Raw genomic sequence first — 25,170 nt, forward strand, 5'->3', positions numbered from 1 at the left:
ACATTTGGTGATCGCACCAGCTCAAGCGTTATCGGTATCGTGCTGCGATAACTTCCGCTTGAGCGAAGACACTAACCCCTGAAATCCCTTCTCTCGGGCTTACTGAGTTATCGTCAGCGATGTTTGACGAGGCATAAACATGCCTGTAACTCCTGGGTAAGCAACAATGAGCACTCTACTCACTGCACATTCTTTACGTGTTGATACCGCGTTTGGCACGCTCTTCGACTCTCTCTCCTTTACGTTGAAAAAAGGCGACCGCATTGGCCTGCTGGGTGATAACGGCTGCGGAAAAAGTACGCTGCTGAAAATCCTCGACGGGACGCAGTCCCCTGCTGCCGGAACCGTTTCACTGGCGGGACATTGCCTGCTGGCGCGCGTGGAACAACATCTGCCGGAGACCCTTTATCCCCTGACCATGCTGGATGCGGTGCTGGCGCAGCTGCCGACCGGTGAGCGCGACAGTCTTCGCTGGAAGGCCGAGACGCTGCTGGCCGGAATGGGCTTTACGACGCAGGAAACGGCGCTGCAATCCGCCACGCTGAGCGGCGGCCAGCATACGCGGTTGCTGCTGGCGCGGGCGTTGATAAGCGATCCGGATCTGCTGCTTCTGGACGAACCGAGCAACCACCTCGACCTGCCGACCCTGCTGTGGCTGGAGCAGTTTTTACAGAGCTGGTCCGGCAGCTTTGTGCTGGTTTCACACGACAGGCAACTGCTGGACGCGGTAACCAACGGCAGCTGGATCCTGCGCGATAAAACATTGCACTACTTCGCCCTTCCCTGCACTGCCGCCCGTCAGTCGCTGAAGGCGAAAGACGAAAGCGATGCGCTGCGGCATAAGGCAGAGCAAAAAGAGATCGACCGCGTCACGGCCAGCGCCAAACGCCTCGCGACCTGGGGCAAGGTCTACGACAACGAAGATCTCTCCCGCAAGGCTAAGCAGATGGAAAAACAGGTCGAACGGCTTAAAGAAAACCAGACGGAACTGACGGCGGGAAGCCCGTGGACCTTAACCCTGCGCGGGGACGCGCTTCGCGCCGACCGCCTGCTGGAAATGACTCACCTCGGCGTCCCCCCGGCGCCGGGTCTGCCAGACCTGTTTACCCTCGTCAGCGCGCGGCTGAAGAGCGGCGATCGCGTGGCGATTGTGGGTCGTAACGGCTGCGGAAAATCGTCGCTGCTGAAGCTTATCTGGCGACATTTTCGCGACGAGATCGCGGACGAGCGGCTTAAGCGTCATCCGCGCGTCTCACCCGGCTACTACGACCAGACGCTGCACCAGTTGCCAGATGATGCGGCGCTGCTTGATGCGCTGGAGCCTTTCGCGCCAGATCCGCAGACCCGTAAAATGGCGCTCATCAGTGCCGGGTTCCCTTGGGCGCGTCACGGGCAAAAAGTCAGTACGCTGAGCGGCGGGGAACGTTCGCGCCTGCTGTTCGTCGGCCTGACGCTTGCCCGTTATAGCCTGCTGATGCTGGATGAACCGACCAACCACCTGGACATGGAGGGCAAAGAGGCGCTGGCGGAAACGCTGCAACAGTTTGAAGGCGGAGTGCTGCTGGTGAGCCACGATCGTCAGTTAATTAGCCAGTGCTGTAACCGCTTCTGGCTGATTGAGGACGGCAGGCTGAGCGAATGGCACGATGCGGAGGCGGTCTTTGAGCGCCTGCGTGAGGACACCGGTCCGGTTGTACCTGAGGCATCGAACGCCGCATTGAAGGCACCCTCTTCAGCGTCAGACGATCTGCTCGAACGCCTTGTCGCCCTGGAAACGTTGCTGGAAGAAGATTTGGCGCGTAAGCCCAAACATCAAAAACCGCAGTTGCAGGCGCAATGGCGAAAAGAGATTGAGGAGATAGAAGCCCAACTGTAAGTCTGTACCCGGCGGTCATTACGCCGGGTCTTTTTTACGTCAGTGTTTTTCCCTACTGATTATTAGAGGATCGCCGTATTCTTAATCTGAAACTGAGCTAAATGATGACATTATGTTGCGGTTGCCTTGCATTACAGCGTCAAAGTATTAATCCTTAATGGGTATTACACCTGCTATGCAGATACTCATCATGAAAGGAGAAACACATGAAGGCTGCTGTTGTCACTCAGGATCATCAGGTTAATGTTACAGAGAAAACCTTACGCGCGCTTAAACATGGTGAAGCGCTGCTGAAGATGGAGTGCTGTGGCGTGTGCCATACCGATCTCCATGTTAAGAATGGTGATTTTGGCGACAAAACCGGGGTGATCCTCGGCCACGAAGGGATTGGTATCGTCAAAGAGATTGGTCCTGGCGTCACGTCGCTAAAAGTAGGCGACCGTGCAAGCGTGGCGTGGTTCTTTGAAGGCTGTGGCCACTGTGAATATTGTAATACCGGCAACGAAACGCTGTGCCGTGACGTGAAAAACGCGGGTTACTCCGTTGACGGCGGCATGGCGGAAGAGTGCATCGTAACCGCGGATTACGCGGTTAAAGTCCCGGACGGGCTGGACTCCGCGGCGGCCAGCAGCATCACCTGCGCCGGGGTCACCACCTACAAAGCGGTAAAAGTCTCTGACATCAAACCCGGCCAGTGGATTGCGATCTATGGCCTGGGCGGTCTGGGCAACCTCGCGCTGCAATACGCCAAAAATGTCTTCAATGCGAAGGTTATCGCCATTGACGTGAATGACGAGCAGCTGAAGCTCGCTGCCAGCATGGGCGCAGACTTAACCGTGAACTCTCGCAGTGAAGATGCGGCAAAAGTGATTCAGGAGAAAACCGGCGGTGCGCATGCGGCGGTGGTGACGGCAGTAGCGAAAGCGGCCTTCAACTCTGCCGTTGACGCGGTTCGCGCCGGAGGCCGCGTGGTGGCTGTTGGCCTGCCGCCGGAAGCGATGAGCCTGGATATTCCACGTCTGGTCCTGGATGGGATTCAGGTGGTGGGCTCTCTGGTGGGTACCCGTCAGGATCTGCTCGAAGCCTTCCAGTTTGCGGCTGAAGGTAAGGTGGTTCCGAAAGTCACGATGCGCCCATTGGAAGATATCAACGCTATCTTTAAAGAGATGGAACAGGGCCAGATCCGTGGCCGTATGGTGATTGATTTACGTTCTTAACCGCGGCGGCCGGGTAGCGGCTTTGCCCTGCCCGGCTTTTCACGTGGACGAACGGCGATCGGAAATCCACTCCTGAACCTCGATCTGGAACGTGTCCGGCGCTTTTCGATACATTTTCCGCGCCAGATCCAGGATAGTATGGCGCCCTAACTCCTCTTCCATCCGCTGCTGCGCGCTGTCCATGACCGAGCGCACCCCACACGGGCCGTCACAGACCCAGGCAGGTGGCGTTTCATCAAACACCGCCAGGCGCTGACGCACTTCCCGACACTCAAACATATTCTTCTCGCCGTCGATGGCGTGCGCCACGTCCAGCACGCTGATCAGCTCTGCCGGACGCGCCAGCCGGAAGCCTCCCCCTTTACCCTCGGTGCTGATAACCAGCCCCGCGCGTGATAAACGGGTGAAGATTTTTCCAAGATAGTCGTACGGCACGCCCTGCAAGGCCGCCATCTCCCGGACGCTCATCTCACGTTCATTGCCTTTTGCATCCACCATACACATCAGGCTATGAATGCCATATTCCACACCAGAACTGTAAAACGCCATGGCTCACTCCGGGTCATTGTTCGCTGCATTATAACGATTTTTAACTCAGAAAGAAGTTGTCGTAGTTAACTCCGACAAGTATAGTGGCAGTTATGTCAGACATACAGCCTGACGCACTAAAGGATCGAGTATGAAAAAGCAGATTTTAATTGTGGGTAGTGGGTTTTCCGGTATGTGGGCTGCGGTCAGCGCCGCGCGCCTTTCTGCTCTGGAGGGTAACAATAGCCTCAGCATTGCCGTGCTGGCCCCTGTTGCGGAATTGCGCGTTCGCCCACGCTTTTATGAAGAGAACGTGTCGACGATGGTCGCGCCGCTGACCGAACTGTTTGCTGAGCTGGGCATTACCTTTATTGCGGGCGAAGCACAACGTATTGATACCTCGTCTAAAACCGTTTTATATCGCGATTCAAACGGCGTGATTGCTGAAGTCGTCTGGGAACGTCTGATCCTCGCAACCGGTAGCCAGACTAAACGCCCCCCGATTGCCGGTCTGGCTGAATACGCCTTTGATATCGACCAACTCGACTCCGCCAGGTTATTCGAGCAACATCTTGATTCGCTGGTTTCGCGCCCCTCCACCCCGGAGCGTAATACTGTGGTCGTGTGTGGCGGCGGCTTTACCGGCATCGAGCTGGCAACGGAACTCCCTGCCCGGCTCCGCACTCGCTTCGGCACCCATACAAAGACTAAAATAATCGTAGTTGAAAGGGGTGCAACCATTGGCGGGCGTTACAGCGAGGCGCTGAGAAACACCATTGAAGAAGCAAGCAGCGCGCTGGGCGTTGAATGGCGTTTAAACAGTGAAGTTGAAGCCATCGATGCCAGCGGCGTAACGCTGAAAAACGGAGAACGCATTGCCAGCGCCACTGTAGTGTGGACGGCAGGGGTAGAAGCTAACCCCCTCAGCCTGCAAATTGACGGGGAACGCGACACTCAGGGACGCCTTATCGTCACCGACACATTGCAGGTTCCTGCGCATCCGGAGGTTTACGCGACGGGTGATATGGCGCATGCCAAAACGGACGATGTGGGCAACACGGCGCTGATGACCTGCCAGCACGCGATCCAGTTGGGGAAATTCGCCGGACACAACGCAGCGGCCAGCCTGTTAAATGTGGAGCCGTATCCTTACCGTCAGGTGAACTACGTCACCTGTCTGGATTTGGGTAGCTGGGGTGCGGTATACACCGAGGGCTGGGATCAGCGCATTAAATCCGTGCGCGAGGAAGGCAAAAAGATCAAAGTCGCCATCACCAACGAACTGATTTACCCGCCAGCAGCAGACAAAGCGGTTGCTTTTGCCGCCGCTGACCCGCTGGCGAAATTCGTGTAGTCCACTCCAGCACCCGCGACCAGCGGGCAACATGTGGAATCAGGCCAGCGCTCCTGCGTTGACCTGACGCTTTTTGGCACATAAATAACCATACATCAACAGAGAGGTCATCGCTGAGAAGGATAAGATCGCTGCCGGCAGCGTGACATAACTCCAGCTAAAGCCGAGCGTAATCATCATTCCACCGAAATACGCGCCAATTGCGCTGCCGAGGTTAAACGCCATTTGTCCGCCTGCGGCCCCCAGCATCTCGCCGCCTTTCGCATTTTGCAGCAGCAGAATTTGCAGCGGCGCAGAGAGCGCAAACAGCCCGGCGCAGCACACGAATCCCATTACCAGTGAAGCTGTTTTAAGCTCGCCAAAGGCGAACAACGCCAGCAGCGAAGCCACAATCACCAGGTCGGTGGTGGCAGCAATGCGCAGCGGGCTAAAGCGCGACGACAGCTTGCCGCTGAAGACATTTCCCAGCACCATTCCCAGCCCCATCAGCATCATGATCGCGGTCATCACGCCCTCGGAAAAGCCTGACACGTTGACCATAAACGGCTTCACGAAGCTAAACCAGGCAAACACCCCGGCATTGCCAAACATCGTAGCGGCAAAAATCAACCACGGTTCCGGTTTCTTCAGGAAATGGAATTGTTCTGTCAGCCGGGTGGTTGTCGTGTCGTGAATGTCTGGCACCCACAGCAGAACAGACAGGATCACCAGCGCGTCAAAGACCGCAATCAAAAAGAAGGTGTAACGCCAGTTAAATTCATGTCCCAGCCACGTCCCGAGTGGCACGCCAAGCAGGTTGGCAACGGTCATCCCGGCAATCATCCCGGCCACAGCGACCGTCACTTTACCCGGCGGTGCGATTTTTGACAGGATTATCGCCCCCACGCCGAAAATCGCGCCATGCGGAAAACCAGAGATTAAGCGCCCCGCCGCCAGCCCCACGTAGGAGTCAGAGAAGGTAAAGAGTGTGTTACCAACGACGCACATCGCCACCAGAAACAGCAGCGTTGTTTTCAGCGAAAATTTGCTGGAGAACAGCGCCACAATCGGCGCGCCGATCACCACGCCAAAAGCGTAAAACGAAATCATATTTCCGGCAGAGGGAATCGAAATGCCCGTATCATGGGCCAGTTCTGTCAGCACGCCCATGATGCCAAATTCAGCCATCCCCAGACCAAAGGTAGCCAGTGCTAACGAAAAAATTGTCTTTTTCATACCGCGACCACTGTTAAAAAATACGCAGCGTGCATTATTGATTAAACTTGTATGGTGAACCAGTTCAAATCAGCTTTCTGACACATTAATCCATTCATTCAGGCCGATTACACGCTTAGTACGTCCTCGATCCCGCGACCGGACCCATAGGGAGACCCGCCATGGTCAGTAAGAAGAAAACCCGTGTTGTTGATGATGTCGTTAAAAACGCGCCGCTCAAAACCAAAACGTACGAGCAAGAGCTGCGCCGCCTCCATGTTGAACTGGTTAAGCTCCAGCAATGGGTGGTCGCCAAAGGGTTAAAAGTCTGTATTGTTTTTGAAGGGCGAGACGGCGCCGGTAAAGGCGGCGTCATCAAAGCCATCACCGAACGCGTCAGCCCCCGGGTGTTTCGCGTTGTTGCGTTACCGGCCCCCACCGATAAAGAGAAAAGTCAGCTCTATTTTCAGCGTTACGTTCCTCATCTGCCCTCTGCCGGGGAAATCGTTATTTTTGACCGCAGCTGGTACAACCGCGCGGGGGTGGAAAAAGTAATGGGTTTCTGTACTGAAGAGCAGACCGAAAAATTTCTTGATGGAACGCCGGTAATGGAAAAAGCGATGGTCGATGCCGGGATCATATTGTTGAAATACTGGCTTGAAGTAACGCCAAAAGAGCAGGAACGCCGCCTGCGCGATCGCATTAATGATGGTCGCAAGATCTGGAAGCTGTCTCCAATGGACATAAAATCTTTTAATCTGTGGGATGAATATACCCTCGCCCGTGACGCGATGTTTAAAGCGACCGACACCGCCTGGGCGCCGTGGTTTGTGGCGCGCTCAGAAGATAAAAAACGGGTGCGGCTGAATATTATTTCGCATCTGCTTTCACAGATCCCCTATAAAGAAATTCACGAAGACAAAGTGGATTTACCGAAACGCAAGATCGGCAAAGTGAAGCCTACAAAATATCCCTTCCGGTATATTGCAGAGCGATTTTGATACGGGGAAGCAGGCCAGCACAAGCGCAGCGCCGCCGGACAATGCCGACGGCGCAAGGTTTACTTCAACCCTTCCGAACTCTCTTTTTGCGCTTCAAGACGCTCAACGTCCCGGTACCAGCGCGGATGGTGTTTTTGCGCCCAGCGGCGGCTCACCTTCCCTTCAATCATGCCTTTAATCGATCCTTTCACCCAGAAGGCCATATACATATGGATCAGAATGGCGTGGATCAGAATAATGGCCGAGGTCGCGTGGATCAGCAGCGCATAACGCACTACCTGAATCGGGAAATAGTGCGCAAAATACGGACGCCAGATGATGACCCCGGTCACCAGCAGCACAAAAATCATGCTCATGATGGTCCAGAACATCATCTTCTGCCCGGCGTTGTATTTCCCCACCTTCGCGACTTTATGCTCGTTGCCTTTCAGAACCTCAACAATCCCTTTTAGCCACGGAATATCCTGCTTGTCAGGGATGTTGTGATGAACAAAACGCACGAACATAAACATCAGCACCACGAAAATCAGCACGCCGAAGAACGGATGCAGAATGCGCCCCATCTGCGGTGTCCCGAAGGTTTCCGTGAGCCACTGTAGCGTCGGGAAGAAGAACGATATGCCGGATACCGCCACCAGGAAGAAGCAGATGACTACCGTCCAGTGACAGGCGCGATCGACAAATTTTGTGCGCACTATCATTTTCGACTTACTCATGATGCTCCTCCTCGTCGTCATCCACCTCTTTATTCGGCCCGATACCGATGTAGTGATAAATCAGCCCGGCAAAGGTGGCGATAAAGCCCGCCGCTGAAAGCGGTTTAAGCGCCCCTTTCCACAGGTTGATTGATGTATCGATCGCCGGATCTTTCGGCAGATTATGATACAGCTCCGGCTGGTCATTGTGGTGCAGAACATACATGACGTGCGTGCCGCCCACGCCCTGCGGGTTATAAATCCCGGCCTTGTCATAGCCGCGCGCTTTGAGCTTATCCACCCGCTGCTGCGCCACTTCCAGCATCTCTTTTTTGGTGCCGAAGTGGATCGCCCCGGTAGGACAGGTCTTCACGCAGGCAGGCTCCTGGCCGACGCTGACGCGATCGACGCACAGGGTGCATTTATAGACCCGGTTATCCTCTTTATTGAGACGCGGGATATTAAACGGACAACCCGCAATACAGTAACCGCAGCCGATGCAGTTATCCTGCTGGAAGTCGACGATCCCGTTGGCGTACTGAATGATTGCCCCGGCAGACGGGCATGCCTTCAGGCAGCCCGGATCTTCACAGTGCATACAGCCGTCTTTACGGATCAGCCACTCCAGCTTGCCGTTCTGGTCGGTTTCGCTAAAGCGCATCACCGTCCAGGACTTGGCGCTCAGATCAGCAGGATTGTCATAGACCCCTACGCAGTGCCCCACCTCGTCGCGGATATCGTTCCACTCCGAGCAGGCCACCTGGCAGGCCTTACAGCCCACGCAGGAAGAGACATCGATCAGCTTGGCGACTTCTGCCTTGTAGTCCCGCGCACGAGGCGCGGGCGTTATCGGGTTGGTCGCGGAGCGTTTAATAATGTCTTGTGTTTCCATCGCCATTTAATCGCTCCTTACGCTTTCTCGATGTTGACCAGAAACGCTTTATACTCCGGCGTTTGCGAGTTGGAATCGCCGACGTTTGGCGTCAGGGTATTGGCGATGTAGCCTTTCTGCGCTACCCCTTCAAAGCCCCAGTGCAGTGGTATGCCCACCGTTTCCACCTGCTGGCCGTGCACGTTCAGCGTTTGCAGACGACGGGTGACCACCGCCACCGCGCGAATAAAGCCGCGCTTGCTGCTGACCTTCACGCGATCGCCATTGGCAATGCCTTTCGCCTTCGCCAGGGTTTCGCTTATCTCCACAAACTGTTCCGGCTGCGCGATGGCGTTAAGCCGCGCGTGCTTGGTCCAGGTATGGAAATGCTCGGTCAGGCGGTAAGTAGTGCCGACATACGGGAACTTGTCTTTTTTACCTAAACGCAGCACGTCGTCTTCGTAGATGCGTACCACCGGGCTTGACACCACGTTCGGGTGCAACGGGTTAGTGCCTAGCGGCGTTTCCATCGGCTCGTAGTGTTCAGGGAACGGCCCTTCCGCCAGTTTGTCGATAGCAAACAGACGTCCCAGCCCTTCCGGCTGCATGATAAACGGCCCGGTGTTGCTACCCGGCGCGGCGGTGTTGAAGTCCGGGATATCGTTCCCCGTCCACTTCGTGCCGTTCCACTCGATCAGCATGCGTTTCGGATCCCACGGCTTACCGTTCACGTCTGCGGAGGCACGGTTGTACAGTACGCGGCGGTTTAACGGCCACGCCCATGCCCAGCCCAGGGTGTTACCCAGGCCTGACGGATCGGCGTTATCGCGGTTGGCCATCTGGTTACCCTGCTCAGTCCAGCTGCCGGTGTAGATCCAGCAGGACGAGGCGGTGGTACCGTCGTCACGCAACAGCGCGAAGCTATTGAGCAACTGGCCTTTCTTCGCCACCAGATTGCCGTTGGCATCGTACAGGTCGGCCAGCGCCACACCGTTGTTCTCTTTTGCCACCTCTTCGGACTCAGGATGATCCGGCTGCTTGTAGTTCCAGCTCATCTTCAGCAGCGGCTCAGCGCCTTTGCCGCCTTCTGTGCGGTACATCTCGCGCAGACGATGGTAAATCCCGGCCAGAATTTCGCCGTCATTACGCGCTTCACCCGGCGCATCCTGACCTTTCCAGTGCCACTGTAGCCAGCGGCCAGAGTTGGCAATAGAACCGTCCTCTTCCGCAAAGCAGGTCGATGGCAGGCGGAACACCTCCGTCTGAATGGATGCCGGATCGACATCGTTTGATTCACCGTGGTTCTGCCAGAACGTAGACGTTTCGGTGACCAGCGGATCGATAACCACCATGTACTTCAGCTTGCTCAGGCTGCGAACGACTTTGTTTTTATCCGGGAATGACGCCACCGGGTTAAAGCCCTGGCAGATATACCCCGTGACGTCGCCCTTATCCATCATGTTGAAATACTTGATGACATCGTAAGCCTGGTCCCATTTCGGCAACCACTCAAAGCCCCAGTCATTCTCTTTCTGCGCCGCGTCGCCGTAGAACGATTTCATCAGACTGACGGCAAACTTCGGATAGTTACTCCAGTAGTTCACCTGGTCCGGACGCGTCGCTTTTGGCGTGTTGGCGTCAAGCCAGCTTTGCCAGTCGGTCTGCTTCTCGGACGGCAGGGTCAGGTAACCCGGCAGGCTGGTCGACAGCAGGCCGAGGTCGGTTAAGCCCTGAATGTTAGAGTGCCCGCGCAGGGCGTTCACGCCGCCACCGGCCATCCCCATGTTGCCGAGCAGCAGCTGGATCATCGCCATGGTGCGAATGTTCTGCGCGCCCACGGTATGCTGCGTCCAGCCCAGCGCGTACAGGAAAGTAGTGGTTCTGTCGGCGGCACTGGTGGAGGCCAGCACTTCACACACTTTCAGGAAGTCCGCTTTCGGCGTACCGCAGATGTTTTCCACCACGTCCGGCGTATAGCGGGAAACGTGCTGTTTCAGCAAGTTCCACACGCAGCGCGAATCGCTCAGGGTCTCATCGCGTTTCGCGTAGCCGTTTTCGTCGAACTGATAGTTCCAGGATGATTTATCGTACTGACGTTTCTCGGCGTCATAGCCGCTGAACAGACCATCTTCGAAAGCGAAATCTTCCCGCGCCAGCAGGCTGGCATTGGTGTAATGCTTAACGTATTCCGCGTTAATCTTATTGTTTTCGATCAGGTACAACAGTACGCCGGAAAGGAACGTAATATCCGTACCGGAGCGGATCGGCGCATAGATATCAGCCACCGATGCCGTACGCGTAAAGCGTGGATCGACGACAATCAGCGTCGCATCGTTGTTGTTTTTCGCTTCCATCGCCCAGCGGAACCCCACCGGATGGGCTTCAGCGGCGTTACCGCCCATAACCACCACGACGTTTGCGTTTTTGATATCAACCCAGTGGTTGGTCATCGCACCGCGACCAAATGTTGGAGCAAGACTTGCTACCGTTGGTCCGTGTCAGACGCGCGCCTGGTTATCAACCGCCAGCATGCCGAGGGAGCGCACAAATTTTTGCGTCAGCATGCCGGTCTCATTACTTGCCGCAGAGGCACACAGCATCCCGGTGGAGGTCCAGCGGTTTACCGTGATGCCCTGCTCGTTCTTCTCAATAAAATTGGCGTCGCGATCCGCTTTCATCAGTTTTGCAATTCGGGAGAAAGCGTCGTCCCAGGAGATACGCTGCCATTTGTCAGACCCCGGCGCACGATATTCCGGGTAGCGCAGACGGTTTTCACTGTGGACGTAGTCCAGCAGCCCCGCCCCTTTCGGGCAAAGCGCCCCGCGGCTCACCGGATGGTCCGGGTCCCCTTCAATATGATAAATCGCTTCTTTGGCGTTCTTCGCGCCATCACCCAGGCTATACATTAATAGCCCACAACCCACGGAGCAGTATGTGCAGGTGTTACGGATCTCTTTCGCGCGCAGCAGTTTATAGTTGCGTGCCTGAGCCAGCGCCATTTTGGGAGCGAATCCCAGCATCGCGGCTGTTGTTCCGGCCATACCGCCCGCGCAGATTTTAAAAAATTGTCTGCGGCTGACGTCCATTGTTGTCCTCTTTATCTGATAAGACTTCGCGCGGCAAACTAACAGCAAAGCCCCTTTTTTTATTGCGTCAAATCAAGGTCGCTATACTTAGCCCCCCAAATAGTCACCGCTGGTACGATTTGCTACTCTTTTCGGGGTATCTCCCCAGTAGAAAATTCGCCAGGTGTAGCGGATAGATGCTATAAGTTTTCCCTTTGATTTTTTGAAGACTGGCAGGGTAATGGACAGAAAAAGAGCAACGCTGACAGGCCTGGCGGCCATATTGCTGTGGAGCACCATGGTGGGACTCATCCGCAGCGTCAGTGAAGGACTGGGCCCGGTGGGCGGCGCGGCGATGATTTACACCGTCAGCGGGCTGCTGTGTCTGGTAACGGTGGGTTTTCCCGATCTTCGGCGTTTTTCCAGGCGCTATCTTCTTGCGGGCAGCATCCTGTTTGTCAGCTATGAGATGTGCCTGGCCCTGTCGCTGGGATATGCCGCGACGCGCTCACAGGCGATTGAAGTCGGTATGGTCAATTATCTGTGGCCAAGCCTGACGATTGCCTTCGCGATTTTGTTCAACGGGCAAAAATCCACCCTGTGGGTCATCCCTGGGCTTCTCATCTCGCTGTTGGGGGTGTGCTGGGTTTTAGGTGGCGAAAACGGTCTGCAACTGAATGACATCATGCAGAACGTCGTTTCAAGTCCGCTGAGTTATGGGCTGGCGTTTGCTGGCGCTTTTATCTGGGCCGCCTACTGCACCGTCACCAGCAAGTATGCCAAAGGGCAAAATGGCATTACCCTTTTCGTCCTGCTGACCGCCCTGAGCCTGTGGGTCAAATATGCCGTCAGCGATCAGCCCGAAATGGTGTTCAGCGTCCCGGTTGTGGTGAAGCTATTGATGTGTGGGGTTGCGCTTGGCTTTGGCTACGCCGCCTGGAATATCGGTATTCTTCACGGTAACGTCACGGTGCTTGCGGCTGTCTCTTATTTCACGCCCGTTCTTTCCGCCGCGCTGGCGGCTATTGTGCTGAGCTCTACGCTTTCATTCTCATTCTGGCAAGGGGCATTAATGGTGTGCGCCGGATCGTTACTGTGCTGGTATGCCACGCGCAAATAGTATTTTTATTTTTTGCCGGGTACCCAATATGCCCGGCACAAAATTAACAATTATTTAATGTGTGATCACACCCTCGAATATAATTGGTAACATTCGAGACAACTAAAATTTCTGTATAGAATGCCCACAGATAGCCAGAGCCGTTGTGGAAGTTGACATAAACTGACAACACAGGTAATTAGTTCAGCGCCAATATTACCGCGCTATATAGCACAAAGTGCAATAGTTTATTTCTGAATATTTCACTTAGAAAACAGACACTGGCTCACCGGAAAATTCATAATCCGCTGTTTTATAATATGTTATCGCGCCCCACCCGTTGATACTCTCTGTCAAATTCCTTTAATTCCCCAGAAAAACTAAAACGTCCAGAAATTATTTACAGCCATATTATCGTGCTTTGTTAATAATCAATTTATGTCTATATATTAACCTGATTGAGCGATTTAAGGGCAATTTACCCGATCGGGATCACACTAATTGAAATTATCTTTAATATTTTGAAACTTATTATTGAAAGCAGTCTACGGAATTTTAAAAATAGTCTGCCATTGACGATAAGCCTCGTTTAAAAATCGCTCAGGTGGCTTAGGAAATACCTAAATAAAATTATAAGGATTATTTAAGATGAAACTTAAATTAATTGCAGTGGCAGTGACTTCCATGTTGGCAGCTGGCGTTGTTAACGCGGCTGAAGTTTTTAACAAAGACGGTAACAAACTGGATCTGTACGGCAAAGTTACTGGTCTGCACTATTTTTCTGATGATGCTGGTAGCGACGGCGACAAAACGTATGTTCGTCTGGGCTTCAAAGGTGAAACTCAGATCAACGATCAGCTGACCGGATACGGCCAGTGGGAATATGAGTTCAAGGGCAATCGCTCCGAAGCTCAGGGTTCCGACGGCAACAAAACCCGTCTGGCCTACGCTGGTCTGAAATTCGATGAATTCGGTTCCTTCGACTACGGTCGTAACTACGGTGTGGCTTATGACATCGGCGCATGGACTGACGTTCTGCCAGAGTTCGGTGGCGATACCTGGACGCAGACTGATGGCTTCATGACCGGCCGTACCACTGGCGTTGCAACCTACCGTAACACCGACTTCTTTGGTCTGGTTGACGGCCTGAACGTGGCTGCTCAGTACCAGGGTAAAAACGACCGTTCAGAGATCACCGAATCCAACGGTGACGGCTGGGGTCTGTCTTCTACCTATGAATTCGACGGCTTCGGTGTGGGTGCGACCTACGCGAAATCTGACCGTACTGACCGTCAGGTTCGTGCTGCAAGCAACCTGAACGCCGGTGGCGAAAACGCAGAAGTCTGGGCTGCTGGCCTGAAGTACGATGCGAACAACATCTACCTGGCAACCACCTACTCTGAAACCCGCAACATGACGGCGTTCGGTAACGGTCACGTTGCCAACAAAGCGCAGAACTTCGAAGTTGTGGCGCAGTACCAGTTCGACTTCGGTCTGCGTCCATCCATCGCTTACCTGAAATCCAAAGGTAAAGACATCGGTTCTTATGGCGACCAGGATCTGGTTGAATACGTTGACGTTGGCGCGAGCTACTACTTCAACAAAAACATGTCCACCTACGTTGATTACAAAATCAACCTCGTGGATGACAGCCAGTTCACCAAAGATGCCAAAGTGGCTACCGACAACATCGTGGCTGTGGGTCTGACCTACCAGTTCTAAGATCTGTTAGTTCAAAAGGCCAGCCCTCCCGGCTGGCCTTTTTTATTACTGCTGCCCTCCGACCTTCGCCAGACTAAACCAGATCCCGACCGCCAGAATCAGCAGCATGCCTCCCGCACTGCCCAGGGCCACGCTGTGCGAGGTAATGAACGCAGTTTTCGCCGCCGTCATCACCGGCTCGGCCAGTGTCGGCGTCAGCTCCTGCGCCACCTTCATCGCTTCACCGATGGACGACGAGGCTTTATCGGTCAGCGACGCGCTCAGCCCCTGCGGCAGTACAATAGACGCCGAAAAGCTGCGGGTTAACAGCAAACCGAAAATGGCGATCCCCAGACCAGCGCCCAGCTCGTAGGACATGGTTTCGATCGCGCCTGCGGCGGCCGCTTTCTCTTTCGGCGCGGCAGCCATGATCGCTGACGTCGATGCCAGCAGTGCGCTGGCGGCACTGAAGCCCAACAGCACCATCAGGCTCCACGCCTGCCACTGTTGGGTGCTGAAATCAAGCATCGACAGGCCGATAAAACTGACTGCGCTTAGCCCCATGCCTCCGGCCGCGACAATGCGCAGCCCCAGACGCCCGACCAGCACGCCCGCGATCGGCCCGCTAAATCCGCTCGCCACCATCACCGGCAGCATAAATATCCCCGCTTCAAACGGCGTAAAACCATGCACAAACTGCAACTCCTGCGCCATCAGCAGTTCAAAGCCCACCAGCGCAATCATGGCGGTCATCGCCATGACCACGCCGCTTAAAATAATGCGATGGCAAAACAGGCGCATGTCGATCATCGGCACGCGCGCGCGCAGCTGGATACGGACGAAGATAAACAGCATTACCGCTCCGGTAAGCAGCGTACAGGCCACCATCCACGGCGACAGCACCCCTTTCAGGGCGGTTTTGGCGCTATAGACCAGCAGTAAAATCGCCACAATTAGCATAATGGCATGGCTGATATTGAGCGGCTGCTCGGGCCGACCCTGCTGAGCAGGCACAAAGCGCGCAGCAAGCGAAACCACCATCAGCACGATCGGCACATTAATCAGGAACACCGAACCCCAGTAAAAGTGCTCCAGCAGCATGCCGCCAATCAACGGGCCAAACGCCGCGCCGCCCGACCCAACGGCAGCCCAGACGCCGAGGGCGATATTACGGTGCCGCGCATCAATAAACAGCGTGCGGATCCCTGCAAGCGTAGCCGGAATAATCATCGCCGCGCCAATCGCCAGCGACGCGCGGGCGGCAATCAGCCAGCCCGCGGACGGCGCAAAAGCCGCCGCTAACGATGACAGGCCAAACAGCACGCTGCCGATCATCAGCAGGCGCTTAAAACCTATGCGATCGCCCAGCGCGCCCATCGGCAGCACCATCCCCGCCATCACCAGCGAGTAAATATCAATAATCCACAACAATTCGTTGCCGCTGGCACCCAGCGTCATACTCAATGTTGGCGCCGCCACGTGCAGCACCGTCGCGTCAATCGCCACCGGGATATATACCAGCACGATAATCACTAACGCTAACCACTGACGAAACATAAATTTCCTTTTCAGTTAAAAATTGGACACATGTCCAGATTGCGATCCTACGTAAAGTTGAACACTTGTCCAGCTCTTTGTTACACTCGTTTCGTTGCCATTGAGAGTGAGAAATTATGCGTTATCTGAGCAAGGACGAGCGGCGGGAAGAGATCCTCCAGGCCGCGATGCGCGTGGCGCTGACCGAAGGATTCGCTGCAATGACCGTGCGCCGCATCGCCACCGAAGCGGGCGTCGCCACCGGGCAGTTGCATCACCACTTTGCGTCGGCGGGCGAGCTTAAGTCGCTGGCGTTTGTCCGGCTAATCCGCGATTTGCTGGATGCTGAAATCGTTGGCGAAAACGCTGGCTGGCGCGAGCGCCTGCATGCCATGCTCGGCAGCGATGACGGCGGGTTTGAGCCCTACATTCGGCTGTGGCGAGAGGCGCAAATTCTCGCCAGCCGGGATAGCGATATTAAAGGCGCCTACGTTTTGACTATGGAGATGTGGCACCAGGAAACGGTTGCGATTATCAGGGCCGGGGCGGAGGCTAACGCCTTTACGCTTGCTGACCAGCCGGAAAATATCGCCTGGCGTTTAATTGGTCTGGTATGTGGCCTGGATGGCATATACGTATTAAATATGCCTGAAATGGACGACGCGGCCTTTAATAAGCATCTGGATAAACTTATCTCCCTCGAATTGTTTTAATACTCCCATCGGGGTATTAATTTCCGCAAAAAGTTACAATTAGTAACACATAAAGCGAACCCAGATTCCCATTCCAAACTCAGGGATTCGCTTTTTTATCTATCCTTTCAGATGTATCCCATAACATCCAATAATTCCTACAAGCTATAGACAGGTATCTTTCTGTTTTTATTTAATTTTTTCTCTCCACTTGGGTAAGCAAGAGGGTGATATGTCACATCAAAGCGAGAAGAGTAACCAGCATCTGTTGAGTAACTGGAAACCGGAAAATGCGCAATTTTGGGAGAATAAAGGGAAACATATCGCACGAAGAAACCTGTGGATTTCCGTGGCGTGTTTGCTTCTCGCGTTTTGTGTCTGGATGTTGTTTAGCGCTATTGCGGTAAACCTTAATAAGGTCGGATTTAATTTCAGCACCGATCAGCTTTTTATGCTAACGGCATTACCTTCTCTCTCCGGCGCGATATTGCGTGTCCCCTACTCTTTTATGGTGCCGATATTTGGCGGGCGTTACTGGACCGTGTTAAGCACCGTTATCCTGGTCGTACCCTGTGTCTGGCTTGGGATCGCCATCCAGAATACCGCCACGCCTTACTGGGTCTTTATCATCATCGCACTGCTGTGCGGTTTTGCCGGCGCCAACTTCGCTTCCAGCATGGGAAACATCAGTTTCTTCTTCCCGAAAGCCAGACAGGGCAGCGCGCTGGGCATTAACGGCGGGCTGGGTAACCTGGGTGTGAGCGTGATGCAGCTGGTTGCGCCGCTGGTGATTTTCCTGCCGATGTTTACCTTTCTCGGCGTTAATGGCGTCCCCCAGGAGGATGGCTCGACGATGTGGCTGGCGAACGCGGCGTGGATCTGGGCGCCGCTGCTGATTCTGGCCACCCTTGCGGCGTTTTTTGGCATGAACGACATCGCCAGCTCGAAAGCATCCATTGCCAGCCAGCTTCCGGTACTTAAGCGCTTTCACCTCTGGCTGCTGAGCCTGCTTTATCTGGCAACCTTCGGCTCGTTTATCGGTTTCTCGGCAGGCTTTGCCATGCTGTCGAAAACCCAGTTTCCGGACGTAAATATCCTCCACCTCGCCTTCTTTGGTCCGCTGATTGGCGCCCTGGCGCGTTCGGCTGGCGGGATGATTTCAGACAGGCTGGGCGGCGTACGGGTGACGCTGATCAACTTCGTCTTTATGGCCATCTTTAGCGCCCTGATTTTCCTGACACTCCCCGGGTCTGGTTCAGGCAGTTTTATCGCCTTCTATCTGGTCTTTATGGGCCTGTTTCTGACCGCAGGCCTGGGCAGCGGCTCGACCTTCCAGATGATCGCGATTATCTTTCGCCAAATCACCCTCGACCGCGTAAAAAAACAGGGCGGGAGCGACGAACAGGCACAGCATGAAGCGGTGACCGAAACGGCTGCCGCGCTGGGCTTTATCTCTGCCATCGGTGCGGTAGGCGGGTTCTTTATTCCCAAAGCCTTTGGCACATCCCTGGCGATGACCGGATCCCCGGTGGGCGCCATGAAAGTCTTCCTCGTGTTTTACATCGTCTGCGTACTCGTCACCTGGCTGGTGTACGGCCGCAAATCCTCACAAAAATAATAACTACATCTTCGCCGGAGCGTGATGCCTCACCCTCCGGCCATGCTATCGAAGCAGGAGAAATGTCATGAGCAAACTGTTGGACCGCTTCCGTTACTTCAAAACAAAAGGCGACAGTTTCGCCGATGGGCACGGGCAGGTGTACCACACCAACCGCGACTGGGAGGACAGCTACCGTCAACGCTGGCAGTTCGATAAAATTGTGCGATCCACCCACGGCGTTAACTGCACCGGCTCCTGTAGCTGGAAGATTTATGTCAAAAATGGCCTGGTGACCTGGGAAACCCAGCAGACCGACTACCCACGTACCCGCCCTGACCTGCCTAACCACGAACCACGCGGCTGCCCGCGCGGCGCAAGCTACTCCTGGTATCTCTACAGCGCCAACCGCCTGAAATACCCGCTGGTGCGCCGTCGGCTGATCGAACTCTGGCGCGAGGCGCTGGCGCAGCATACCGATCCGGTGCTGGCCTGGGACGCCATTCAGAACGATCCGCAGAAAGCGCAGAGCTACAGGAAGGCGCGCGGTAAAGGCGGTTTTATACGCTCAAACTGGAAAGAGCTTAACCAGCTGATTGCTGCCGCCAACGTCTGGACCATCAAAAACTACGGCCCGGATCGGGTAGCCGGTTTTTCCCCCATCCCGGCCATGTCGATGGTCTCTTATGCCGCCGGTACGCGCTATCTCTCCCTGCTCGGCGGCACCTGCCTGAGCTTCTATGACTGGTATTGCGATCTGCCTCCGGCGTCGCCGATGACCTGGGGCGAACAGACCGACGTGCCGGAATCGGCGGACTGGTACAACTCCAGCTATATCATTGCCTGGGGCTCGAACGTGCCGCAGACGCGTACCCCGGACGCCCACTTCTTTACCGAAGTGCGTTACAAAGGCACCAAGACCGTCGCCATTACGCCGGACTTCTCGGAGGTGGCAAAGCTCAGCGACGAATGGCTGGCCCCCAAACAGGGTACCGACAGCGCCCTTGCCATGGCGATGGGGCATGTGATCCTCAAAGAGTTCCATCTTGATAACCCGAGCGATTACTTCCTCAACTATTGCCGCCGCTACACCGACATGCCGATGCTGGTTCTGCTGGATGAACAGGCTGACGGTCGCGTGGTGCCGGGCCGCATGCTGCGTGCATCGGATCTGGCCGACGGGCTGGGTGAAACCAATAATCCGGAGTGGAAAACCATCGCCTTTGACGTGGCCGGAAATCTGGTGGCGCCGAATGGTTCCATCGGCTTCCGCTGGGGTGAAAAAGGCAAATGGAACCTGGAGTCGCTGGCCGCGGGACAGGAAACCGAGCTGACGCTTTCCCTGCTCATCACCCACGACAGCGTGGCAGACGTGGCCTTCCCTTACTTCGGGGGCAACGAGAACCCGCATTTCCGCAGCGTGAAGCAGGAGCCGGTGCTGACGCGCCGAGTACCGAGTAAAACCCTGACGCTGGCCGACGGCAGCCAGAGACGCGTGGTTAGCGTGTACGATCTGGTGCTCGCAAACTACGGCCTCGATCGCGGTCTGGAAGACAGTAACGCGGCGACAAACTACGCCGAGATAAAAGCCTACACCCCGGCCTGGGGCGAACAAATTACCGGCATCCCCGCTTATCTGATAGAAAAAATCGCCCGTGAATTTGCCGACACGGCGCATAAGACCCACGGACGGTCGATGATCATTCTCGGGGCCGGTGTGAACCACTGGTACCACATGGACATGAACTACCGCGGGATGATTAACATGCTGGTCTTCTGCGGCTGCGTCGGGCAGAGCGGCGGCGGCTGGTCGCACTATGTCGGCCAGGAAAAGCTGCGCCCGCAAACCGGCTGGCTGCCGCTGGCCTTCGCGCTGGACTGGAACCGTCCGCCGCGCCAGATGAACAGCACATCGTACTTTTACAACCACGCCAGCCAGTGGCGCTATGAGAAGCTCACCGCAAGGGAGTTGCTTTCTCCCCTCGCAGACGCATCGAAGTTTACCGGTCACCTGATTGATTTCAACGTCCGCGCCGAGCGTATGGGCTGGCTCCCTTCCGCGCCGCAGCTCAACCTCAACCCGCTGCACGTGAAAGCTCGCGCCGACGCCGCCGGGATGTCGCCGCAGGATTACACCGTACAGGCGTTAAAATCGGGTGATATTCGCTTCGCCTGCGAACAGCCGGACAACGGCAAGAACCACCCGCGCAACCTGTTCGTCTGGCGTTCTAACCTGCTCGGTTCGTCCGGGAAAGGCCATGAATACATGCTGAAATACCTGCTTGGCACCGAGAGCGGTATTCAGGGTGAGGATTTAGGCTCAACGGACGACGTGAAACCTGAAGAGGTGGAATGGCAAACCGCCGCCATTGAGGGCAAGCTGGATCTGCTGGTGACGCTTGATTTCCGTATGTCCAGCACCTGCCTGTTCTCGGATATCGTCCTGCCCACCGCCACCTGGTATGAAAAAGACGATATGAATACCTCGGACATGCATCCGTTTATTCACCCGCTCTCCGCCGCCGTTGACCCGGCGTGGGAGTCCCGCAGCGACTGGGAGATTTACAAGGGCATCGCCAAAGTCTTCTCTGAAGTGTGCGTCGGGCATCTCGGCACCGAAACTGACGTGGTGCTACAGCCGCTACAGCATGACTCCCCGGGGGAGCTGTCGCAGCCTTTTGATATTCTGGACTGGCGCAAAGGCGAGTGCGATCTGATCCCCGGCAAAACCGCGCCAAACATTGCAGTCGTCGAGCGCAACTATCCGGAAACCTACGAGCGCTTTACGGCGCTTGGCCCGCTGCTGGACACGCTCGGCAACGGCGGAAAAGGCATATCGTGGAACACCCAGAATGAGGTCGATTTCCTCGGCAAGCTCAACTACGTCAAGCTCGACGGCCCGGCCAAAGGCCGACCGCGCATTGAAACCGCCATTGATGCTTCAGAGGTGATCCTGGCTCTTGCGCCGGAAACCAACGGTCAAGTCGCGGTCAAAGCCTGGGAGGCCCTCGGCGAACTGACCGGGCGCGATCACACCCATCTGGCGCTGAACAAAGAAGACGAGAAAATCCGCTTCCGCGATATTCAGGCGCAGCCGCGCAAAATTATCTCCAGCCCAACGTGGTCCGGCCTTGAAAGCGAGCACGTCTCGTATAATGCGGGCTACACCAACGTTCACGAGCTGATCCCATGGCGCACGATTTCCGGCCGCCAGCAGCTGTATCAGGATCATGCCTGGATGCGCGCCTTCGGGGAGAGTCTGGTGGCCTATCGTCCACCGATTGATACCCGCAGCGTAACCCATATGCGCGAGATCCCGCCGAACGGCTTCCCTGAAAAAGCGCTTAACTTTCTGACGCCGCACCAGAAATGGGGCATTCACTCCACCTACAGCGAAAACCTGCTGATGCAGACCCTGTCGCGCGGCGGGCCCATCGTCTGGATCAGCGAAACCGACGCGCGCGAGCTGGGCATTGAGGACAACGACTGGATTGAAGCCTTCAACGCCAACGGCGCCCTCACCGCCCGCGCGGTGGTCAGCCAGCGCGTGCCGCCGGGCATGACCATGATGTACCACGCTCAGGAACGCATCCTGAACATTCCGGGTTCAGAAGTAACCGGACGGCGCGGCGGGATCCACAACTCGGTTACCCGCGTCTGCCCGAAACCGACCCACATGATCGGCGGCTACGCGCAGCTGGCGTACAGTTTCAACTATTACGGCACCGTCGGCTCGAACCGCGACGAGTTCATCATGATCCGCAAAATGAAAAACATTAACTGGCTGGACGGCGAAGGTCGGGATCAGGTACAGGAGGCGAAAAAATGAAAATACGCTCACAGGTTGGCATGGTACTGAATCTCGATAAATGTATTGGCTGCCACACCTGCTCGGTCACCTGTAAGAACGTCTGGACCGGGCGCGAAGGGATGGAGTACGCGTGGTTTAATAACGTCGAAACCAAACCCGGCATCGGCTATCCGAAAAACTGGGAAGATCAGGATGAGTGGCAAGGCGGCTGGATCCGCGGAATTCACGGCAAGCTGACCCCGCGCCTGGGCGGCAAAATGGGCGTGCTGTCGAAGATTTTCGCTAGCCCCGTCCTGCCGCAGATTGACGATTACTATGAACCTTTCACCTTCGATTACCAGGATCTGCACCGCGCCCCGGAGGGAGACCACCTCCCCACCGCCCGCCCACGTTCGCTGATCGACGGCAAGCGAATGGATAAAATCAAATGGGGGCCCAACTGGGAGGAGCTGCTGGGCGGCGAGTTCGAAAAACGCGCCCGCGATCGAAACTTTCAGAAGATCCAGAAAGAGATGTACGGCCAGTTCGAAAACACCTTCATGATGTACCTGCCGCGCCTGTGCGAGCACTGCCTGAACCCGAGCTGCGTCGCCACCTGCCCGAGCGGTGCGATTTACAAACGCGAAGAGGACGGCATTGTGCTGATCGACCAGGACAAATGCCGCGGCTGGCGTCTGTGCATTAGCGGCTGTCCGTACAAAAAAATCTACTTCAACTGGAAAAGCGGCAAGTCAGAGAAGTGCATCTTCTGCTATCCGCGCATCGAGTCCGGCCAGCCGACTGTCTGCTCGGAAACCTGCGTCGGACGCATCCGCTATCTCGGGGTGCTGCTGTATGACGCAGACCGCATTGAAGAGGCGGCCAGCACCGAGCATGAAACCGATCTGTATGAGCGCCAGTGCGACGTGTTCCTTAACCCGAACGATCCGGCGGTGATAGAAGAAGCGCTGAAACAGGGTATTCCGCAGAACGTCATCGACGCAGCGCAGCGTTCCCCGGTTTACAAAATGGCGATGGACTGGAAGCTCGCCCTGCCGCTACACCCGGAATACCGCACCCTGCCGATGGTCTGGTATGTGCCGCCGCTGTCACCGATTCAGTCCTACGCGGACGCGGGTGGTCTGCCGCAGAGCGACGGCGTACTGCCTGCGGTAGAAAGCCTGCGCATCCCGGTGCAATACCTGGCAAACATGCTCAGCGCGGGCGACACCGGCCCGGTGCTGCGCGCCCTGAAGCGCATGATGGCAATGCGTCACTACAAGCGCTCCCAGACCGTGGAAGGCGTGACCGATACCCGCGCCATTGAGGAAGTGGGCCTGACCGAAGCGCAGGTTGAGGAGATGTACCGCTATCTGGCGATTGCCAACTACGAAGACCGCTTCGTGATCCCCACCAGCCACCGCGAAATGGCACGCGACGCTTTCCCGGAGAAAAACGGCTGCGGCTTCACCTTCGGCGACGGCTGTCACGGCTCCGACACCAAATTCAACCTCTTCAACAGCAGCCGCATCGACGCGATCAACATCACCGAAGTGCGCGATCACGGGGAGGGAGAGTAATGCAAATCCTCAAAATCATCGCGCTGCTCATTGAGTATCCCGATGAGCTGCTGTGGGAAAACCGTGACGAAGCGCTTTCCCTGGTGGAACAGGATGCGCCCATGCTGCTGCCGTTTGCGCAGCAGCACCTGAGCGCCCCGCTGCTGGATAAGCAGGCCGAATGGTGTGAAGTCTTCGAGCGGGGACGCGCAACGTCGCTGCTGCTGTTCGAGCACGTTCACGCCGAGTCGCGCGATCGCGGTCAGGCGATGGTCGACCTGATGAGCCAGTATGAGAAAGCCGGGCTGGAGCTGGATTGCCGCGAGCTGCCGGACTATCTGCCGCTCTATCTGGAATATCTCAGTATCGTCAGCGACGACGAGGCACGTGAAGGGCTGCAAAACGTCGCGCCTATACTGGCGCTGATTGGAGGCCGCCTGAAACAGCGCGAGGTCGCGCATTACCAGCTGTTTGACGCCCTGCTGTCGCTGGCGGAAACACGGCTTTCCAGCGACAGCGTGGCGAAACAGGTATCCGGTGAAAAACGGGATGATACCCGTCAGGCGCTGGACGCCGTGTGGGAAGAGGAACAGGTCAAGTTTATCGAAGACAACGCCACATCGTGCGACAGTTCGCCGATGCAGCAATATCAACGACGCTTTAGCCAGGACGTCGCGCCGCAGTACGTGGACGTCAGCGCCGGAGGCCCAAAATGACTCATTACCTGAACGTGTTTTTCTATGACATTTATCCGTACATCTGCGCCACCGTCTTTTTCCTTGGCAGCTGGCTGCGCTACGACTACGGGCAGTACACCTGGCGCGCCTCGTCGAGCCAGATGCTCAGCAAGCGCGGGATGAACTGGGCTTCGAACCTGTTTCATATCGGCATTCTGGGGATCTTCTTCGGGCACCTGTTCGGCATGTTAACCCCGCACTGGATGTACGCCTGGTTTTTACCCATCGCGGTTAAACAGCAGTTAGCCATGATTGCGGGGGGCATTTGCGGGGTGCTAACGCTGATTGGCGGCTCTATGCTGCTGATCCGCCGCCTGTTCAACCAGCGGGTACGTGCCACGTCCACCACGCCGGATATTATCATCATGAGTATCCTGCTGCTTCAGTGCATCCTTGGGCTGTCGACCATTCCTTTCTCCGCCCAGTATCCTGACGGAAGCGAGATGATGAAGCTGGTCGGCTGGGCGCAGGGGATCGTGACGTTCAAGGGAGGCTCGTCGGAAATGCTGAGCGGCGTCGCGCCGATCTTCCGCGTGCATCTGGTGCTGGGGATGACGATCTTCCTTATCTTCCCGTTCACCCGCCTGGTGCACGTGTGGAGCGCGCCGTTTGAGTATTTTACCCGTCGCTATCAGGTTGTGAGATCGCGCCGTTAATT

Annotated in this window: 18 protein-coding genes; 12 read left to right on the forward strand and 6 right to left on the reverse strand. The window is 55.9% G+C overall.

Annotated elements, in window-relative coordinates; genetic code table 11:
• Positions 1–166 precede the first annotated feature (166 nt).
• Positions 167–1,876, forward strand: a complete 1,710-nt coding sequence (locus ACOTZD_RS14615) for an ABC-F family ATP-binding cassette domain-containing protein (protein WP_174402313.1) — start codon at positions 167–169, stop codon at positions 1,874–1,876.
• 206 nt (positions 1,877–2,082) lie between these two features.
• Positions 2,083–3,093, forward strand: coding sequence for an alcohol dehydrogenase AdhP (adhP, locus tag ACOTZD_RS14620; protein ID WP_023314184.1), 1,011 nt, complete (start codon positions 2,083–2,085; stop codon positions 3,091–3,093).
• 39 nt (positions 3,094–3,132) lie between these two features.
• Here adhP and ACOTZD_RS14625 read toward each other — a convergent pair whose 3' ends face one another.
• Positions 3,133–3,642 (reverse strand): RrF2 family transcriptional regulator, encoded by a 510-nt coding sequence (locus ACOTZD_RS14625; RefSeq protein WP_015570482.1) that lies wholly within the window; start codon positions 3,640–3,642, stop codon positions 3,133–3,135.
• A 130-nt stretch (positions 3,643–3,772) separates the two neighbouring features.
• Between ACOTZD_RS14625 and ACOTZD_RS14630 the strand changes: the two genes are divergently transcribed.
• Entirely contained in the window at positions 3,773–4,975 is a 1,203-nt protein-coding gene (locus ACOTZD_RS14630) for an NAD(P)/FAD-dependent oxidoreductase (protein ID WP_050870565.1), read from the forward strand.
• A gap of 39 nt (positions 4,976–5,014) precedes the next feature.
• On the opposite strand, the gene araJ is transcribed toward ACOTZD_RS14630, so the two are convergent.
• Entirely contained in the window at positions 5,015–6,190 is a 1,176-nt protein-coding gene (gene araJ / locus ACOTZD_RS14635) for an MFS transporter AraJ (RefSeq protein ID WP_174402315.1), read from the reverse strand.
• Positions 6,191–6,351: 161 nt separating this feature from the next.
• Between araJ and ppk2 the strand changes: the two genes are divergently transcribed.
• Complete coding sequence (gene ppk2 / locus ACOTZD_RS14640; RefSeq protein ID WP_421636333.1) at positions 6,352–7,170, forward strand: polyphosphate kinase 2; 819 nt, start codon at positions 6,352–6,354, stop codon at positions 7,168–7,170.
• A gap of 59 nt (positions 7,171–7,229) precedes the next feature.
• Here ppk2 and fdnI read toward each other — a convergent pair whose 3' ends face one another.
• Genes fdnI through fdnG form a run of 3 tightly spaced genes read right to left on the reverse strand, consistent with a single transcriptional unit; the run spans position 7,230 to position 11,822 of the window.
• Positions 7,230–7,886, reverse strand: a complete 657-nt coding sequence (gene fdnI, locus ACOTZD_RS14645) for a formate dehydrogenase-N subunit gamma (protein WP_003857050.1) — start codon at positions 7,884–7,886, stop codon at positions 7,230–7,232.
• A complete protein-coding gene (gene fdxH, locus ACOTZD_RS14650; RefSeq protein WP_003857048.1) occupies positions 7,879–8,763 on the reverse strand; it encodes a formate dehydrogenase subunit beta in 885 nt (294 codons plus the stop codon). Before fdxH ends, fdnI begins: the two co-directional genes overlap by 8 nt.
• An 11-nt stretch (positions 8,764–8,774) precedes the next feature.
• On the reverse strand, positions 8,775–11,822 hold the full coding sequence (fdnG, locus tag ACOTZD_RS14655) for a formate dehydrogenase-N subunit alpha (protein WP_421636334.1): 3,048 nt from the start codon (positions 11,820–11,822) through the stop codon (positions 8,775–8,777).
• Positions 11,823–12,042: 220 nt separating this feature from the next.
• Here fdnG and yddG point away from each other — a divergent pair, with 220 nt between their 5' ends.
• Both yddG and ompC read left to right on the forward strand, forming a co-directional pair.
• A complete protein-coding gene (gene yddG / locus ACOTZD_RS14660; protein ID WP_003857042.1) occupies positions 12,043–12,921 on the forward strand; it encodes an aromatic amino acid DMT transporter YddG in 879 nt (292 codons plus the stop codon).
• Between the two features lie 627 nt (positions 12,922–13,548).
• On the forward strand, positions 13,549–14,622 hold the full coding sequence (gene ompC, locus ACOTZD_RS14665) for a porin OmpC (protein ID WP_174402316.1): 1,074 nt from the start codon (positions 13,549–13,551) through the stop codon (positions 14,620–14,622).
• A gap of 45 nt (positions 14,623–14,667) precedes the next feature.
• Here the strand turns inward: ompC and ACOTZD_RS14670 are convergent, their stop codons facing one another.
• Positions 14,668–16,158, reverse strand: coding sequence for an MFS transporter (locus tag ACOTZD_RS14670; protein ID WP_099543355.1), 1,491 nt, complete (start codon positions 16,156–16,158; stop codon positions 14,668–14,670).
• 116 nt (positions 16,159–16,274) lie between these two features.
• On the opposite strand from ACOTZD_RS14670, the gene ACOTZD_RS14675 reads away from it, so the two are divergent.
• The 6 genes from ACOTZD_RS14675 (at position 16,275) to narI (ending at position 25,168) form a co-directional block, all read left to right on the forward strand.
• Complete coding sequence (locus ACOTZD_RS14675; RefSeq protein ID WP_003857036.1) at positions 16,275–16,850, forward strand: TetR family transcriptional regulator; 576 nt, start codon at positions 16,275–16,277, stop codon at positions 16,848–16,850.
• A gap of 211 nt (positions 16,851–17,061) precedes the next feature.
• Positions 17,062–18,447, forward strand: a complete 1,386-nt coding sequence (locus tag ACOTZD_RS14680) for a NarK family nitrate/nitrite MFS transporter (RefSeq protein ID WP_174402317.1) — start codon at positions 17,062–17,064, stop codon at positions 18,445–18,447.
• A 67-nt stretch (positions 18,448–18,514) separates the two neighbouring features.
• Positions 18,515–22,255 carry a nitrate reductase subunit alpha gene (locus tag ACOTZD_RS14685; protein WP_174402318.1) on the forward strand — a complete coding sequence of 1,247 codons (3,741 nt, stop codon included), beginning with the start codon at positions 18,515–18,517 and terminating at the stop codon, positions 22,253–22,255.
• Complete coding sequence (gene narH, locus ACOTZD_RS14690; RefSeq protein ID WP_174402319.1) at positions 22,252–23,796, forward strand: nitrate reductase subunit beta; 1,545 nt, start codon at positions 22,252–22,254, stop codon at positions 23,794–23,796. Before ACOTZD_RS14685 ends, narH begins: the two co-directional genes overlap by 4 nt.
• A complete protein-coding gene (gene narW, locus ACOTZD_RS14695; RefSeq protein WP_022651230.1) occupies positions 23,796–24,491 on the forward strand; it encodes a nitrate reductase molybdenum cofactor assembly chaperone in 696 nt (231 codons plus the stop codon). The genes narH and narW overlap by 1 nt, the downstream gene beginning before the upstream one ends.
• Positions 24,488–25,168 (forward strand): respiratory nitrate reductase subunit gamma, encoded by a 681-nt coding sequence (gene narI / locus ACOTZD_RS14700; RefSeq protein WP_003857027.1) that lies wholly within the window; start codon positions 24,488–24,490, stop codon positions 25,166–25,168. Before narW ends, narI begins: the two co-directional genes overlap by 4 nt.
• Positions 25,169–25,170 lie beyond the last annotated feature (2 nt).

The sequence above is a fragment of the Enterobacter cloacae complex sp. SHL022 genome, assembly GCF_049237785.1.
Classification (GTDB): domain Bacteria; phylum Pseudomonadota; class Gammaproteobacteria; order Enterobacterales; family Enterobacteriaceae; genus Enterobacter; species Enterobacter hormaechei_C.

Coding starts and splice junctions, on each gene's coding strand:
- narW (WP_022651230.1), top strand. CDS start 23,796: ATGCAAATCCTCAAAATCATCGCGCTGCTCATTGAGTATCCCGATGAG.
- ACOTZD_RS14625 (WP_015570482.1), bottom strand. CDS start 3,642: ATGGCGTTTTACAGTTCTGGTGTGGAATATGGCATTCATAGCCTGATG.
- fdnI (WP_003857050.1), bottom strand. CDS start 7,886: ATGAGTAAGTCGAAAATGATAGTGCGCACAAAATTTGTCGATCGCGCC.
- ACOTZD_RS14680 (WP_174402317.1), top strand. CDS start 17,062: ATGTCACATCAAAGCGAGAAGAGTAACCAGCATCTGTTGAGTAACTGG.
- narI (WP_003857027.1), top strand. CDS start 24,488: ATGACTCATTACCTGAACGTGTTTTTCTATGACATTTATCCGTACATC.
- ppk2 (WP_421636333.1), top strand. CDS start 6,352: ATGGTCAGTAAGAAGAAAACCCGTGTTGTTGATGATGTCGTTAAAAAC.
- fdxH (WP_003857048.1), bottom strand. CDS start 8,763: ATGGCGATGGAAACACAAGACATTATTAAACGCTCCGCGACCAACCCG.
- ACOTZD_RS14630 (WP_050870565.1), top strand. CDS start 3,773: ATGAAAAAGCAGATTTTAATTGTGGGTAGTGGGTTTTCCGGTATGTGG.
- narH (WP_174402319.1), top strand. CDS start 22,252: ATGAAAATACGCTCACAGGTTGGCATGGTACTGAATCTCGATAAATGT.
- yddG (WP_003857042.1), top strand. CDS start 12,043: ATGGACAGAAAAAGAGCAACGCTGACAGGCCTGGCGGCCATATTGCTG.
- ACOTZD_RS14675 (WP_003857036.1), top strand. CDS start 16,275: ATGCGTTATCTGAGCAAGGACGAGCGGCGGGAAGAGATCCTCCAGGCC.
- adhP (WP_023314184.1), top strand. CDS start 2,083: ATGAAGGCTGCTGTTGTCACTCAGGATCATCAGGTTAATGTTACAGAG.
- ACOTZD_RS14685 (WP_174402318.1), top strand. CDS start 18,515: ATGAGCAAACTGTTGGACCGCTTCCGTTACTTCAAAACAAAAGGCGAC.
- ompC (WP_174402316.1), top strand. CDS start 13,549: ATGAAACTTAAATTAATTGCAGTGGCAGTGACTTCCATGTTGGCAGCT.
- ACOTZD_RS14615 (WP_174402313.1), top strand. CDS start 167: ATGAGCACTCTACTCACTGCACATTCTTTACGTGTTGATACCGCGTTT.
- ACOTZD_RS14670 (WP_099543355.1), bottom strand. CDS start 16,158: ATGTTTCGTCAGTGGTTAGCGTTAGTGATTATCGTGCTGGTATATATC.
- araJ (WP_174402315.1), bottom strand. CDS start 6,190: ATGAAAAAGACAATTTTTTCGTTAGCACTGGCTACCTTTGGTCTGGGG.